Consider the following 13,305-nt stretch of genomic DNA (forward strand, 5'->3'; position numbering starts at 1 on the left):
TTCAATGGCCGCGGTCGTGTCCGCTGCTGACTTCCTCCGGCACTGGCTCGCGGGCCATGCGCTTGCGAAACAGTGCAGCTCGGGCCAGCAGGAGAGTGGTGACTGGCATGGTGATGGCCAGCAGCACGGGTATCAGCCACGCATGCAATACCGGCGCCTGCTTCAACCAGGAGAAGTACAGGATCGACGCCAAGGCAACGCACCAGGCACCGATGGTCGAGGCTAGGGCTGGCGGATGCATGCGCTGGAAGTAGTCCTTCAACCGCAGCAGGCCAACCGCACCGATCAGGGCAAACAGGCTGCCGACCAGCAACAGGATGGCGGTCAGTACTTCCAGCCAGAACGGCAGTTCGGGGGTCGTGTTCATTCGATTACCTCGCCGCGTAACAGGAACTTGGCCAGGGCGAACGAGCCGACGAAGCCGAACAGGGCTATCAACAGCGCACCCTCGAAATAGGTGTCACTGGCGTAGCGGATCCCCAGCACCAGCATCATCAACATGCCCAGGATATACAGGTAGTCCAGCGCCAGCACCCGGTCCTGTGCGGACGGGCCGAGAAACAGCCGGATCAGCGCCAGGGCCATCGACAGGGCGAGGATGAACAGGCTGGCGAGGAGCGCGTTGGCGAGCAGCCCAGTCATTCGAATATCTCCATTAGCGGGCGTTCATAAGTGGCCTTGAAGTGCTCGATGAAGCTCTGCTCGTCATCCAGGTCGAACACGTGCAACAGCAGCACGCTACGGTCCAGGGCCAGTTCCGACCAGACTGTGCCGGGCACCACCGTGGTAATCGTCGACAGTGCAGCCAAACCGTGGGCATCGCGCAGTTCCAGTGGGATGTGCACGAAGCGCGAGTGGGGAGGGCGACGCCCCGCCCGCAGGACGATACGGGCCACCTGCAGGTTGGAGACGATGACATCGATGCCGACCCGGCCGATCAGCCTAGCGATCGCCATTGGCTTGCGCACATAGGCATGCTGCGGGCGCAAGGGGGCCATCAGCAGCGGTGCCAACACCGCCAGCGCAGCAGCCAGCACCAGATTGCCGGGGCTGACCGATAGATTCAGCAACAACCATAGAACGAATAGCGCGGCCGATAGCAGTGGGGCGGGAAACAGTCGTGTCATGGCTGCACCTGCAAGTCGAGGATGGTCGGACCCGGTCGTGGCCTGGCAGCCATCACCGCCTGAATGTAGGCGTCCGTGGCCTGCAGGCTGGCGGCGGTGTCCTGGGTATAGCGCAGCACGGGCTCGGCGCGGAAGCTCAGCAGGGTGCACAGACCCAGCAGTGCGACCACGGCCAGGCATTCATAGCGACGCAGTAACGGCGAGGGCCGCTCTTCAGGCTTCCAGAAGCGCTGGATGCCAACCCGGCCGAAAGCGATCAGCGAGGCAAGACCGGACAGGATGAGCAAGGCCACCAGTGCCCATCCGGACGCTGACAGCGGTTGCTCGACGGGCCTGCCAAGCCCCAGTGGGTTGAACAAAGCGCTGATCAGGTTGAGCTTGCCGATGAAGCCCGAGAACGGCGGCATGCCGATGATCAGTAGTGCACAGGCAATGAAACTGAGGCCCAGGAACGCCATGGTCCACGGGATGACCTGGCCGATCACCGCTTTTTGTTCATCGTCCAGATTGATGCCTTTGGGCGGGTGCAGCGACTCGAGCGGAGAGGGCATCACCCCCTCTTCGTCCTCCAGAGGCACTTCGTTGGCCGATCGCGAGCGTTCGATCAGTTCGGCGAGCAGGAACAGGGCACAGAGGGCCAAGGTCGAACTGACCAGGTAGAACAGCGCTGCACCGGTCAACGCGGGCTGGGCGAAGCCGACCGCAGCCAGCAGCGTGCCCGCCGAGACCAGGATGCTCAGGCCCGCCATGCGCTCCAGGCGTTGCGCTGCGAGAATGGAAATGGCAGCGATTGCCAGGGTCATCAGACCGCCATACACCAGCCAATGGCCACCGAAGTGTGCCGAAGCGCCGGCCTGGTCGGAGAACAGCAGAGTCCACAGACGCAGCAACGCATACAGGCCGACCTTGGTCATGATGGCGAACAGTGCCGCCACCGGCGCGCTGGCCGAAGCGTAGGCCGGCACCAGCCAGAAGTTCAGCGGCCAGATACCGGCCTTGACCAGGAAGGCCACCGCCAGGATCGCCGCGCCGGCATGCAGCAAGCCTCGGTCTGCTTCCGGTACCAACGGGATCTTCAGCGCCAGATCGGCCATGTTCAGCGTGCCGGTGACACCGTAGAGCATCGCCGCGCCTACCAGAAACAGCGACGATGCGAACAGGTTGATGGCGATGTAATGCAGTCCGGCGCGTACCCGGGCCCGGCCCGAACCGTGCAGGAGCAGACCATAGGAGGCCGCCAGCAGCACCTCGAAGAATACGAAGAGATTGAACAGGTCGGCAGTCAGGAAGGCGCCGTACAAGCCCATCAGCTGGATCTGGAACAGTGCATGGAAGCTGGCACCGGCACTGTCCCAGCGAGCACGGGCGAACAATAGGGCGCTGACGCCGATGATTCCGGTCAGGGTCAGCATCAGTGCCGACAGGTGATCCAGCACCAGCACGATACCGAAGGGTGCTGGCCAGTTGCCGGGCAGGTAAACCCCAATCGACTCGGCCTGGCCCTGGGTACGGATCCATAACAGCAGGCTGACGGCGATCCCAAGTCCGACGAAGCTCGACAGCAGGTTCAGGCGCGCCTTGAGCTGACGGTGTTTTTCGCCGATCAGCAGCATGATCGCCGCGGTGAGCAGCGGCAGCAGGATTGGCGCGATGATCAGTTGGCTCATGCCACTCATTCGTCGCGCTCCCGGCCATCCACGTGGTCGGTGCCGGTCAGGCCGCGCGATGCCAGGAGCACGACCAGGAACAGCGCGGTCATGGCGAAGCTGATGACGATGGCGGTCAGCACCAAGGCCTGGGGCAGAGGATCGGTGTAGTGCAGCAGGTCCTGGGTCACGCCTTCCTTGATGATCGGCTCCTTGCCGATGAACAGGCTACCCATGCTGAAGATGAACAGGTTGACCCCGTACGACAGCAGGCATAGGCCCATGATCACCTGATAGGTTCGGGGGCGCAGCACCAGCCACACACCCGAGGCGGCCAGTACGCCGATGGCGACTGCAATGACTTCTTCCATCAGGCGGCTCCTGCTTGGCTGGGTTTGGCCGGGTTGCCCGGACGATGTGCCCGCACCGACTGGTGGGCGAGGGCGGTCAGGATCAGCAGCGTCGATCCGACCACTACGGTGTACACGCCGACGTCGAAGAACAATGCGCTGGCGATGTGCATGTCGCCGATCACCGGCAGGTGCAGGTGCGCGGTATGGGTGGTGAGGAAGGGATAGCCCAGCACCATGGCACCCACGCCGGTCAGGGTGGCGCACAGAAGACCGGTCCCCATCCAGCGCAGTGGCCGCAGGCTCATCTGTGCCTCGACCCACTGGGTACCGGCGACCATGTACTGGAGGATGAACGCCACCGACATCACCAGGCCGGCGACGAAGCCGCCACCGGGTTGGTTGTGGCCGCGCATGAACAGGTACATCGACACCAGCAGGGCAATCGGCAATAACAGGCGCACCAGCACCGCCGGAACCATCATGAAGCCCAGCGCGGTGTCGGCGGCGTGGCGTGGGTTGATCAGGTCGGTGACCACATCGGGTGCCAGCAAGCGCTGCTGGGCAGGCAGCTGCATGCTCTCCTTCGGTGGGCGGAAGCGGCGCAGCAGGGCGAATACGGTCAGGGCCACGGCCACCAGAACGGTGATCTCGCCCAGGGTATCGAAGCCGCGGAAGTCCACCAGCATCACGTTGACCACGTTGGTGCCACCGCCCTGGGGCAGCGCCCGGCTGAGATAAAACGAGGAGATATCGTTGGGCGTCGGTCGTGTCAGCATCGCATACGAGAGCAACGCCATGCCGCCACCGACCAATACTGCCAGCAACAGGTCGCGGAGGCGGCGAACGCGCGCCCGGTCCTGACTGCCCGGCAACGGCGACACCCCTTCGATGCGTCGTGGCAGCCAACGCAGGCCAAGGAGGATGAGCACGGTGGTCACCACTTCCACCGCCAATTGGGTCAAGGCCAGGTCCGGGGCCGAGAACCAGACGAAGGTGATGCAGGTCATCAGACCACAGACGCCGACCATGATCAGCGCGGCCAGACGGTGGTACTTGGCCTGATAGGCCGCGCCGATGGCGCAGGCGATGGCGATCAGCCACAGCGCGACGAACACACCGGAGCCCGGAATCTTCGGTCGGTCACCCCAGGATAGGCCGCTGTAGAGCATGGGCGTGAGGCCGGCGAGAAAAGCGACGAGCACCACCATGAACAGTTGCGCTTGCAGGCGACGGCTGGTCAGCAGCCGCTCGACGCGCCGAGCCAGCAGCATCAGGTGTACCTGGCCGTGCTCGAACAGGCGCTTGCCATTGAAGCGCTCAATCAGCGGCGGATACGGGAAGCGGCCCCTGCGCAGTTGCTTGCGCAGCAGCAGGTAGAGCAGCACGCCGCCGCTCATGGCCACCAGGCTCATGATCAACGGGGCGTTCCAGCCATGCCAGATGGCCAGGCTGTATTCGGGTAGGGTCCCGCCAACCACTGGCAGCGCTGCGGCAGCCAGCAGCGGGCCGACCGATTGGGCGGGGAAGATACCGACTACCAGGCACACCAGCACCAGCAGCTCGACGGGCGCGCGCATCCAGCGCGGTGGCTCGTGGGGGGTGTGGGGCAGATCCTCGGCAGTGGGGCCGAAGAATACGTCGACAGTGAACCGCAGCGCGTAGGCCACGCTGAAGGTGCCGGCCAAGGTGGCGATCACCGGCAAGGTCGCCTCGACCCAGGCGGTGGAACTGATGAACACGGTTTCGGCGAAGAACATTTCCTTGGACAGGAAACCGTTCATCAATGGCACGCCGGCCATCGAGGCGCTGGCGACCATGGCCAGGGTGGCGGTGTACGGAACCAGTCGGATCAGACCGCTGAGGCGGCGGATGTCGCGGGTGCCGCTTTCGTGGTCGATGATGCCGGCGGCCATGAACAACGAGGCCTTGAAGGTGGCATGGTTGAGAATGTGAAACACGGCGGCGACCGCCGCCAGCGGACTGTTGAGACCGAGCAGAAGGGTGATCAGGCCCAGATGGCTGATGGTCGAGTACGCCAGCAGGCCCTTGAGGTCATTCTGGAACATCGCAGCGAAGGCGCCCAGCAGCAGGGTTATGGCGCCGGCTCCGCCGACGATCCAGAACCATTCCTCGCTGCCCGACAGCACCGGCCACAAACGGGCCAGCAGGAATACCCCGGCCTTGACCATGGTCGCCGAGTGCAGGTACGCCGATACCGGTGTCGGCGCCGCCATGGCATGGGGCAACCAGAACTGGAAGGGGAACTGCGCGCTCTTGCTCAGCGCGCCGATCAGGATCAACGGCAACAGTACGGGGTACAGCGCGTGCTGGCGGATGAGCTCGCCGGCCGCCAGGACCTTGTCCAGGTCGTAGCTGCCGACCACATGCCCGAGCAGCAGGGCCCCGACCAGCAGGCACAGACCGCCGGCGCCGGTGACCATCAGCGCCATGTAGGCACCGCGTCGGGCGTCGGCGCGGTGGTGCCAGTAACCGATCAACAGGAACGAGAACAGGCTGGTCAGTTCCCAGAAGAACACCAGCTGGATGAGGTTGCCGGAGATCACCACGCCGAGCATGGCGCCCATGAACGCCAGGAAGAAAGCGAAGAAACGCGGTACCGGATCCTGTGGCGACATGTAGTAGCGCGCGTACAGGGATACCAGCGTGCCAATGCCCAATACCAGCAGCGAGAACAGCCAGGCGAAGCCGTCCATGCGCAGTACCAGGTTCAGACCCAGGCTCGGCAGCCAGAGGAATTCCTCGCGAATCACCCCGCCATGGGCAACCTGGGGGTACAGCAGTGCTACCTGGACCGTGCCGACCAGGGCCACGACCCCGGCCAGTATGGACTCGGCGTTCCGGGCATTGTGCGGCAGCACGGCTGCCAGGCAACTGCCTATGAACGGCAGAAGCAGTAGCACTATCAATGACATAGCGGTCTATTCTAGAAGGATTGCCAAGGATCATACGTGCCGCGTTGTCGATCACCAACACGCAAGCTGTCGCAGAATCCTACAAAAGTGCTGTGACAAGCTGTTTTTTTATAACAGTTTTTTACAGAGCATAGCCGCTGTCGAAAGGTTCACAGGTCGGTGGAGCGTTCACCTTCGAAGTGTCGTTCCTGGGTTGGGTTTTCACCGACGCTGCGTCGCCACCTCAGTTCGCTGACCACTACCGCCACCACGATCAGCAGGCCGCCGAGCAGCGCCACGCCCGGCAGGCGTTCCCCGGCGATCCGCCCGACGATACCGGCCCAGACCGGCTCGCCAGCATAGATCAGCGTAGCGCGTGTAGGCGAAACCGATTTCTGCGCCCAGTTCATTGCCACTTGGATGACCGCGCTCATCGCGCCCAGTCCCAGCGCGCTGAGCAACAGCAGCCAGGAAAACTCGGGCAGGCGCTCTTGGGTCGGCACGATCATCAGGAATGACAGCAGCGAGGCCGTGGCCAGTTGCACCACGGTCACCCGGCGAACATCGACCTGGCCGGCATAGCGGCTGATCAGGATTATTTCTCCGGCAATGGCAACCGCGCTGACCAAGGTCACCACCTCCCCTTCGCTGAAGTGCAAAGCGCCGCCTTCAGGCCCTGCCAGCAGCATCAAGCCGACGAACGCCAGGCAGATCCCGATGCTTGGCATCAGCCCTGGGCGGCGGCCGAGCACCAGCCATTGCAGCAGCGGCACGAACGGTACGTAGAGCGCGGTGATAAATGCCGACTGGCTGCTGCTGATGGTTTGCAAACCCATGGTCTGCAAGCCATAGCCCAGCATGATGGCGGTGCCGATCAGCACACCGGCCTTCAGTTCGGTGGCGGTCAGGCCGGTCAGGCAGCGCGCCGAGACCAGGCCGACGAACAACGCTGCCGCGGCGAAACGCAGCCCGACGAAGAACATCGGCCCGCTCACGGTCATGACGTTATGCACCAGCAGGAAGGTACCCCCCCACAGCATGGTGATGAACACCAGTACCATTTCGGCCTTGCTCAAGCGCAGGGTGAGGGTAGATTGGGGGTGGCGGGTGGAGGCGGTCATGGTCTTGCACACTCGAAAGGCGCGGCGCACAATCGCCGCAAAAGTGGGCAGTATACTGCGCAAATGGCAAAAGTGAGCAATATAGTGCACAAAGATTCAGCGCATCGTGCGTCGGTGCTGCAACATGTCAGCTTCAATGTCCGCAGCCTGCGCAATGCCGCAGGCATGAGCCAGAGCGCCTTGGCCGAGCGCTCTGGCGTCAGTCGGCGGATGTTGGTAGCGATCGAGGCAGGTGAGAAGAATGTCAGCTTGACCACGCTCGACCTGATTGCCGAGGCCCTGGGAGTAGCCTTCAGCACCTTGATCCAGGCGCCTGACCTGCGTGATCCCAGTCGCATCGATGAGCTGGCCTGGGCCGGCGAGCAGCCGCAGAGCAAGGCGGTACTGCTGGCCAGTAGCACCGCCCGGCGCGAAGTGGAGATCTGGGAGTGGACCCTGGCCCCCGGCGAGCTCTACACCAGCGAAGCGGATGCCGAGGGCTGGAGCGAGCAGATCTACGTGACCGAGGGCGAGCTCACACTGATCATCGAAGGGGTCGAGTTGTCCCTTCAGGCCCGACAATTCCATGTGTTTCCCAGTAACTGTCGGTATGCCTACCGCAACGATGGCGTCATTCCCGTGCGTTTCGTGCGTAATGTGGTGATCTGAACCGTATCAGAGCCGCTCAACGTTCCGGCTGCCGGCGCGCCTTGCGCTGTCTGGCTGATTCCAGTTCATGCATACCACGGCGCATAGTGCGGATAACGGTCCAAGCGTGCGCCGACCACCATCTCATTGACCCAGGCGGCGAGAATCGAACTGTAGGCTTTCTGGCTTTCCTCGGTGGACAATGCATGGTCGGCGCCGTCGAGGATGCGGTGGGTCAGCGAGTGAGCATTGATGAACGCCGAGCGGTAGCTCATCAAGGTGGTGTGCGGCACGTAGTCGTCCTGCTCCGACTCGACCAGCAACACATCGCCTTCGAATTCGGCGCACGCGCCCAACGCGCGGTTGTCGGCAGGACCCAGGGTCCGCTGGCGATAGGCATTGAGGCGTTGGCGATCGAGTGTCTGTTTGGGCGTGTCCCACTCTTCGTCCCAGTACATCGCGGGGACGCGCAAAGCCAGCCATTTCACCGGCCGCTGGCGGGTCAGCAAGGTTGCCAGGTAGCCGCCGTAGCTGCTGCCGATCAGGGCGATCGCGCCATTGTCGACAGCGGGGTGGCTGGCCAGGCAATCGTAGGCCGCGAGCAGGTCCTGGAGATTCTGTTCGCGGGTCACTGTCAGTCGCTGGCTTTCGGTTTTTTCATGGCCGCGCAGGTCGAATGTCATGCACACGCAGCCAAGGCCAGTGATCTGCCGGGCGCGCGCCAGGTCGCGTTGCTGGCTGCCGCCCCAGCCATGGACGAACAGGATGCCGGGCATCTTGCTACCAGGGCTGACCAGCGTGCCGGCAATCGTGTCGTTGTCGACCTGCAGCTCAACGGTGTCGCTCTGAATGGTCATGGCCATGGATCTGCGCGTATTTGCTGAATTGTCCGAGTTCACTGTCTTGTCCTTGGTAGAAAAGAGTTGAATCGCGGGGGAGGTGGAAGGTGCCGAATACCTCGTGCGAAGAGGCGCGTACCTGTTGCAGGGCGGGATCATCGGCGAACGCCTGGAGCGCCAGCACTTCTGCGCTACTGGCGCCGCCGGGGCGCCAGGATTGTTCCAGGACGCCGCTGCGCAGTTGACCTCGGGCGTTGACGCCGCGGGCGATGTCATAGTTGCGGCGAGAGGCGATGAACCCCGGTAGGCAGTGCTGGGCGGCCTGCTCGTAGGTGAGCGCCTGGGTGACTGCCAGGCGCAGGTGCTCATCCAGGGGAAGTTGCAGTAGCGCTTCATAGCCGCCGCGCACGACCAGCAACTCGGAGCCGGCGTAGACCTCGGTGCCCTGGTGATCATGGGTCAGATGCTGGATGCCGTGATAGCTGCAAGTGATCCCGGCGACACGGACCTGGCCGACACTCAGCGTCTCGACGTCGAGGAGGTTCTCCTCCAGTGCCAAGCCCCAGATCATGAGCTGTCGTTCGTCCATGTCTCCAAGCAGGGGCTCGAGTTCGTGCAATTGCTCGATCACATGCTGCCCACGGCCCGCAGTGGCACGGACCGGCTTCACGCGCACGGCGCCCTCGGCGAGCAGTAACCGGGCTGCCTCGCGGGCGTCCTGCTTGCTGAAGACCGTATAGCCCTTGAGCAATGCACTGCTCGCCTGTCGAGCGAAGTCATCGCTCCAGCCCGGTGGGAAATAGCCTTTGGCCAGACGGGGGTGGGAAATGGACTTGGTGGCCATGAAAGGTTGGCTGACCAGACCGCCGAACAGGTCCCGTTCGCTGCGTATGCCAAGTGCGGCGTAGCGTTGCGGCTCGGTCAGGGTTTGCGGGGCGAGATAGTAGTAGTGGTCACTGGCCCTTGGGGCTTGAGTGGGCTCCAGGTAGGGACAACCAAGCAAGTGTGCCAGATGCTCTGCCAGCTTCCTTTGAGTGGCACGCTCGTGATCTGCGGTGGGCTCGCCGGAGTCGAGCACGACCACCGCGCGTTTGGCTTCGTCGGATCGCGGCATGACAGGGGCCTCCAGGTGTCTGTAAAGATTCTGAGGTACGTCTTCCGGCGGAAGTTCACCTTGGCTGGGTGGCGGGCTGCCGTGCCAGGAAGATTTCGCGGTGGGCAGTGCTTGGCGAGATTGCAGGGCCGGGAAGGCTGTTCCATTATCGTGGTCCTGAATCAATCCAGCAGTGGCCGCAGGAGTGCGCATGAACGTTCAGACCACCATCAAGCAGAGCGTGCCGGAACGCCTGGCGCGTGTGCGCGAGGTCATGGCCAGGGAGGGGATCGACGCCCTGCTGGTGCCGTCGGCTGACCCGCATCTTTCCGAATATCTGCCCGGCTATTGGCAGGGCCGCCGCTGGTTGTCCGGCTTCGATGGGTCGGTGGGGACGCTGGTAGTGACAGCGGATTTCGCGGGCGTATGGGTGGACAGCCGCTACTGGGCGCAAGCCGAGAAGGAACTGGCCGGCAGCGGCATCGAATTGATGAAGCTGTTGTCCGGAAAGCCAGGTGCCCTGGAGTGGCTGGGCGACAATGTCGAGCGCAAGGGCTCGGTGGCGGTGGACGGTGCGGTCATGGCGCTCGCCTCGGCGCGCCAGTTGCAGGAGCGTTTGCAGGCGCGGGAGGTGCGCCTGCTGACCGACCGCGATCTGCTGGATGAGGTCTGGGAGGGCCGTCCAGCGTTGCCGGCAAATCCTGTGTACGAGCATCTGCCTCCCCATGCCCCGTGCAGCCGAGTCGAAAAGCTGACCCGATTGCGCGAAAGCCTGCAGGAAAAAGGCGCGGATTGGCACTTCATCGCGACACTGGATGACATTGCCTGGTTGTTCAACCTGCGTGGTAGTGACGTGTCCTACAACCCGGTGTTCATCGCCTTCGCGCTGATCAGCCAGACGCAGGCTGTCTTGTTCGTCGGCTCAGGGAAACTCGACGAACACTTGCGCCAGCTGCTGGCGGCCGATGGTATCGAGGTGCGTGACTACGGGCAGGTAGATGCGGCGCTCGCCGCACTTGCACCTTCCAGTCGGCTGCTGGTCGATCCTGCGCGTGTCACCTGTGGTGTGTTGCAAAGCCTGGATGCCCAGGTGGCACTGATCGAAGGGCTCAACCCAACGACGCTGAGCAAGTCGTGCAAAGGTGAGGAGGAATTGGTCCACATCCGCCAGGTCATGGAGCAGGATGGCGCGGCCTTGTGCGAGTTCTTCGCCTGGTTCGAGGCACAGTTGGGCAAGCAGGTGATCACCGAGCTCACCATCGATGAACAGTTGAGTGCCGCACGTGCTCGTCGTCCAGGTTTTGTCTCGCTGAGCTTCTCGACCATTGCAGCCTTCAACGGTAATGGTGCCATGCCCCATTACCGTGCGACGGAGGCGTCCCACGCGGTCATCGAAGGGGATGGCCTGCTGTTGATCGACTCGGGTGGCCAGTACTTGGGGGGAACCACTGATATCACCCGGATGGTTCCGGTGGGTCAGCCGAGCCTTGAGCAGAAACGGGACTGCACGCGTGTGCTCAAGGGCATGATCGCCCTGTCGCGTGCGACGTTCCCGCGCGGCATCCTGTCGCCACTGCTGGATGCCATTGCGCGGGCGCCGATCTGGGCGGATCTGGTCGACTACGGTCATGGGACCGGGCACGGAGTCGGTTATTTCCTGAATGTCCATGAGGGGCCGCAGGTGATTGCCTATCAAGCGGCGACCACGCCGCAGACGGCGATGCAGGTCGGCATGATCAGCTCGATCGAACCGGGGACCTACCGTCCAGGTGAGTGGGGAGTTCGCATCGAGAACCTGGTCGTCAATCGAGAGGCAGGCAGCAGCGTATTTGGCGACTTCCTGAACTTCGAAACCCTGACCCTGTGCCCGATCGACACCCGTTGCCTACAGCCGGAACTGTTGGCGAAAGAGGAGCGGGACTGGTTGAACGAGTACCATCGCAGGGTGCGTGAGCGACTCGCCCCGCTGCTGTCTGGTGATGCGCTGGCCTGGTTGGAGGCTCGCACCCAGGCGCTGTAGGGCTTTGCTTCGGGCTGGATGAAACACAGGCAGCTCAGAGGCTGCCTTTGTTCACTTGCAGATGACGATCATGCTGCGACTGGTGTATCCGGCAGGGTTGATGCCGAACAGATAGTCCCCGGGTTCCTCGTCAGCATCGCCAGAGCGCGCTACGACCTTATAACCACGGGAGGTGCATGAGGAAGCTGCCTTGCTGTAGCACTTGTCCCAGGATGAAGAGAGGCCCGAGCAGTTGATGTGCAGGCCCTTCTTCCCTTTCTTGACCTCGGTCTTGGCCGTTGCGGCACATCCAGCAATGGCCAAAACGGCCAGGATGAGCAGAATACGTTTCATTCCTGTCCTTATTTTGCAGGGCTGACGAGTTGTCAGACCCTGTCGTTATCGCTTTGGTTCTTCCTTAAACATTCCCCAGCGTCCGTGTTCGTTCCAGATAGTAATAGCGTGAAGATCATGATCCTGTGACAGCTTAATCAGGGAGCCGGGTGACGACAACGTTTAATCCCGTCTCAAATGAAAGTATTTCTCATGTCAGTCTGCCGCCACGGGAGGGTTGGATGCCTTACGCATGGCCAGTGTGGCGCCGACCGACGCAGTGATGATGGCGCCAATCGCCAGCCATTGGGTCATGCTCAGTACCTCGCCGAGGAACACCAGGCCGGAAAGCGCACCTATGGCAGGTTCGATGCTCATCAAGGTACCGAAGGTACGTGCCGGCATGCGGGTGAGCGCGACCATCTCGAGGCTATAGGGTAGGGCGGTGGACAGTACGGCCACGCCCAGGGCGAGAGGGATCACGGCGGGGGTCAGCAAGGCAGCTCCGGCATGCACGATCCCGATGGGGGCAACGAACAGCGCTGCGACGACGACGCCTAGGGCCGCTCCCTGGATTCCATGTTCGGCACCGGCACGTTGGCCGAACAGGATGTACAGGGCCCAGCATACGCCGGCGCCAAGGGCGTAGATCGCACCTTGCAGATCGAGCGACTGACCGGCGTGGCCAACCGGGATGAGCAGCAGCAGGCCGGTGACGGCGAGGGCTATCCACAGGAAGTCGAGGGGTCTGCGCGAGCCGAACAGAGCGACGGCCAGTGGGCCGGTGAACTCGAGTGCCACGGCGATACCCAAGGGTACGGTCTGCAGTGCCATATAGAAGAGGAAATTCATTCCACCCAGGGCCATGCCATAGATCACGATGTCGCGCAGTGCCTTGGCGGTCAGGCGTGCACGCCAGGGACGGAGGATCAGCAGCATGAGGACCGAAGCAAAGATCAGGCGCAGTGTGGTGGTGCCCTGAGCGCCGATGATGGGGAACATGCTCTTGGCCAACGAAGCCCCGGACTGGATCGAGGCCATGGCAATGAGTAGCAGGCCGATCGGGAACAAGGTTGCGGCCAGGCTGCGGGGCGGGGTGTTCATCTTAAGGAGGGATCCTGGGAGGGCTGCGGGTTGTGCACTATAGTGCGCAAAACGGTGAGTGGCTAGATTTCCTCAAAATAGGTGTTGACGCCGTTTCGAATCCCCTTATAATGCGCACCACTTCCAACGCAGTCGGAACGAAAAACTCCTT

Annotated in this window: 13 protein-coding genes; 2 read left to right on the forward strand and 11 right to left on the reverse strand. The window is 62.8% G+C overall.

Annotated features, from left to right (window positions below; genetic code table 11):
- Position 1 precedes the first annotated feature (1 nt).
- The 7 genes from E2H86_RS24765 to E2H86_RS24795 all read right to left on the reverse strand — a co-directional run bounded on the left by E2H86_RS24765 (position 2) and on the right by E2H86_RS24795 (position 7,159).
- Positions 2-367, reverse strand: a complete 366-nt coding sequence (locus E2H86_RS24765; protein WP_133332134.1) for a Na+/H+ antiporter subunit G — start codon at positions 365-367, stop codon at positions 2-4.
- Positions 364-642: a K+/H+ antiporter subunit F gene (locus E2H86_RS24770; protein WP_133332135.1), complete on the reverse strand. Its 279-nt coding sequence runs from the start codon at positions 640-642 to the stop codon at positions 364-366. The genes E2H86_RS24765 and E2H86_RS24770 overlap by 4 nt, the downstream gene beginning before the upstream one ends.
- Entirely contained in the window at positions 639-1,127 is a 489-nt protein-coding gene (locus E2H86_RS24775) for a Na+/H+ antiporter subunit E (protein ID WP_133332136.1), read from the reverse strand. Before E2H86_RS24775 ends, E2H86_RS24770 begins: the two co-directional genes overlap by 4 nt.
- Positions 1,124-2,803 carry a monovalent cation/H+ antiporter subunit D gene (locus tag E2H86_RS24780; RefSeq protein ID WP_133332137.1) on the reverse strand — a complete coding sequence of 560 codons (1,680 nt, stop codon included), beginning with the start codon at positions 2,801-2,803 and terminating at the stop codon, positions 1,124-1,126. Before E2H86_RS24780 ends, E2H86_RS24775 begins: the two co-directional genes overlap by 4 nt.
- Entirely contained in the window at positions 2,800-3,144 is a 345-nt protein-coding gene (locus tag E2H86_RS24785; RefSeq protein ID WP_133332138.1) for a Na+/H+ antiporter subunit C, read from the reverse strand. Before E2H86_RS24785 ends, E2H86_RS24780 begins: the two co-directional genes overlap by 4 nt.
- Entirely contained in the window at positions 3,144-6,059 is a 2,916-nt protein-coding gene (locus E2H86_RS24790) for a monovalent cation/H+ antiporter subunit A (RefSeq protein WP_133332139.1), read from the reverse strand. The genes E2H86_RS24785 and E2H86_RS24790 overlap by 1 nt, the downstream gene beginning before the upstream one ends.
- Before the next feature lie 149 nt (positions 6,060-6,208).
- Positions 6,209-7,159 carry a DMT family transporter gene (locus E2H86_RS24795; protein WP_133332140.1) on the reverse strand — a complete coding sequence of 317 codons (951 nt, stop codon included), beginning with the start codon at positions 7,157-7,159 and terminating at the stop codon, positions 6,209-6,211.
- Between the two features lie 84 nt (positions 7,160-7,243).
- Here E2H86_RS24795 and E2H86_RS24800 point away from each other — a divergent pair, with 84 nt between their 5' ends.
- Positions 7,244-7,807, forward strand: a complete 564-nt coding sequence (locus E2H86_RS24800; protein ID WP_133332141.1) for a helix-turn-helix domain-containing protein — start codon at positions 7,244-7,246, stop codon at positions 7,805-7,807.
- A 65-nt stretch (positions 7,808-7,872) separates the two neighbouring features.
- Here E2H86_RS24800 and E2H86_RS24805 read toward each other — a convergent pair whose 3' ends face one another.
- Together E2H86_RS24805 and E2H86_RS24810 are read right to left on the reverse strand one after the other, a co-directional pair.
- A complete protein-coding gene (locus E2H86_RS24805) occupies positions 7,873-8,643 on the reverse strand; it encodes an alpha/beta hydrolase family protein (RefSeq protein ID WP_133332148.1) in 771 nt (256 codons plus the stop codon).
- Positions 8,618-9,739: a DUF3182 family protein gene (locus E2H86_RS24810; protein ID WP_133332142.1), complete on the reverse strand. Its 1,122-nt coding sequence runs from the start codon at positions 9,737-9,739 to the stop codon at positions 8,618-8,620. The genes E2H86_RS24805 and E2H86_RS24810 overlap by 26 nt, the downstream gene beginning before the upstream one ends.
- 190 nt (positions 9,740-9,929) lie before the next feature.
- Here E2H86_RS24810 and E2H86_RS24815 point away from each other — a divergent pair, with 190 nt between their 5' ends.
- The gene (locus E2H86_RS24815; protein WP_133332143.1) at positions 9,930-11,738 is read left to right on the forward strand and encodes an aminopeptidase P family protein; all 1,809 of its coding nucleotides are present in this window, start codon (positions 9,930-9,932) and stop codon (positions 11,736-11,738) included.
- A gap of 51 nt (positions 11,739-11,789) precedes the next feature.
- On the opposite strand, the gene E2H86_RS24820 is transcribed toward E2H86_RS24815, so the two are convergent.
- Both E2H86_RS24820 and rhtA read right to left on the reverse strand, forming a co-directional pair.
- Positions 11,790-12,071 (reverse strand): hypothetical protein, encoded by a 282-nt coding sequence (locus E2H86_RS24820; protein ID WP_133332144.1) that lies wholly within the window; start codon positions 12,069-12,071, stop codon positions 11,790-11,792.
- Between the two features lie 195 nt (positions 12,072-12,266).
- A complete protein-coding gene (rhtA, locus tag E2H86_RS24825) occupies positions 12,267-13,154 on the reverse strand; it encodes a threonine/homoserine exporter RhtA (RefSeq protein WP_133332145.1) in 888 nt (295 codons plus the stop codon).
- Positions 13,155-13,305 lie beyond the last annotated feature (151 nt).

Source organism: Pseudomonas putida, assembly GCF_004357765.1.
Taxonomy (GTDB): Bacteria; Pseudomonadota; Gammaproteobacteria; order Pseudomonadales; family Pseudomonadaceae; genus Aquipseudomonas; species Aquipseudomonas putida_U.

What these genes read in the sequence shown, in the direction of transcription:
- E2H86_RS24765 (WP_133332134.1), bottom strand. Translation starts at nt 367, where the DNA reads ATGAACACGACCCCCGAACTGCCGTTCTGGCTGGAAGTACTGACCGCC.
- E2H86_RS24770 (WP_133332135.1), bottom strand. Translation starts at nt 642, where the DNA reads ATGACTGGGCTGCTCGCCAACGCGCTCCTCGCCAGCCTGTTCATCCTC.
- E2H86_RS24775 (WP_133332136.1), bottom strand. Translation starts at nt 1,127, where the DNA reads ATGACACGACTGTTTCCCGCCCCACTGCTATCGGCCGCGCTATTCGTT.
- E2H86_RS24780 (WP_133332137.1), bottom strand. Translation starts at nt 2,803, where the DNA reads ATGAGTGGCATGAGCCAACTGATCATCGCGCCAATCCTGCTGCCGCTG.
- E2H86_RS24785 (WP_133332138.1), bottom strand. Translation starts at nt 3,144, where the DNA reads ATGGAAGAAGTCATTGCAGTCGCCATCGGCGTACTGGCCGCCTCGGGT.
- E2H86_RS24790 (WP_133332139.1), bottom strand. Translation starts at nt 6,059, where the DNA reads ATGTCATTGATAGTGCTACTGCTTCTGCCGTTCATAGGCAGTTGCCTG.
- E2H86_RS24795 (WP_133332140.1), bottom strand. Translation starts at nt 7,159, where the DNA reads ATGACCGCCTCCACCCGCCACCCCCAATCTACCCTCACCCTGCGCTTG.
- E2H86_RS24805 (WP_133332148.1), bottom strand. Translation starts at nt 8,643, where the DNA reads ATGACCATTCAGAGCGACACCGTTGAGCTGCAGGTCGACAACGACACG.
- E2H86_RS24810 (WP_133332142.1), bottom strand. Translation starts at nt 9,739, where the DNA reads ATGCCGCGATCCGACGAAGCCAAACGCGCGGTGGTCGTGCTCGACTCC.
- E2H86_RS24815 (WP_133332143.1), top strand. Translation starts at nt 9,930, where the DNA reads ATGAACGTTCAGACCACCATCAAGCAGAGCGTGCCGGAACGCCTGGCG.
- E2H86_RS24820 (WP_133332144.1), bottom strand. Translation starts at nt 12,071, where the DNA reads ATGAAACGTATTCTGCTCATCCTGGCCGTTTTGGCCATTGCTGGATGT.
- rhtA (WP_133332145.1), bottom strand. Translation starts at nt 13,154, where the DNA reads ATGAACACCCCGCCCCGCAGCCTGGCCGCAACCTTGTTCCCGATCGGC.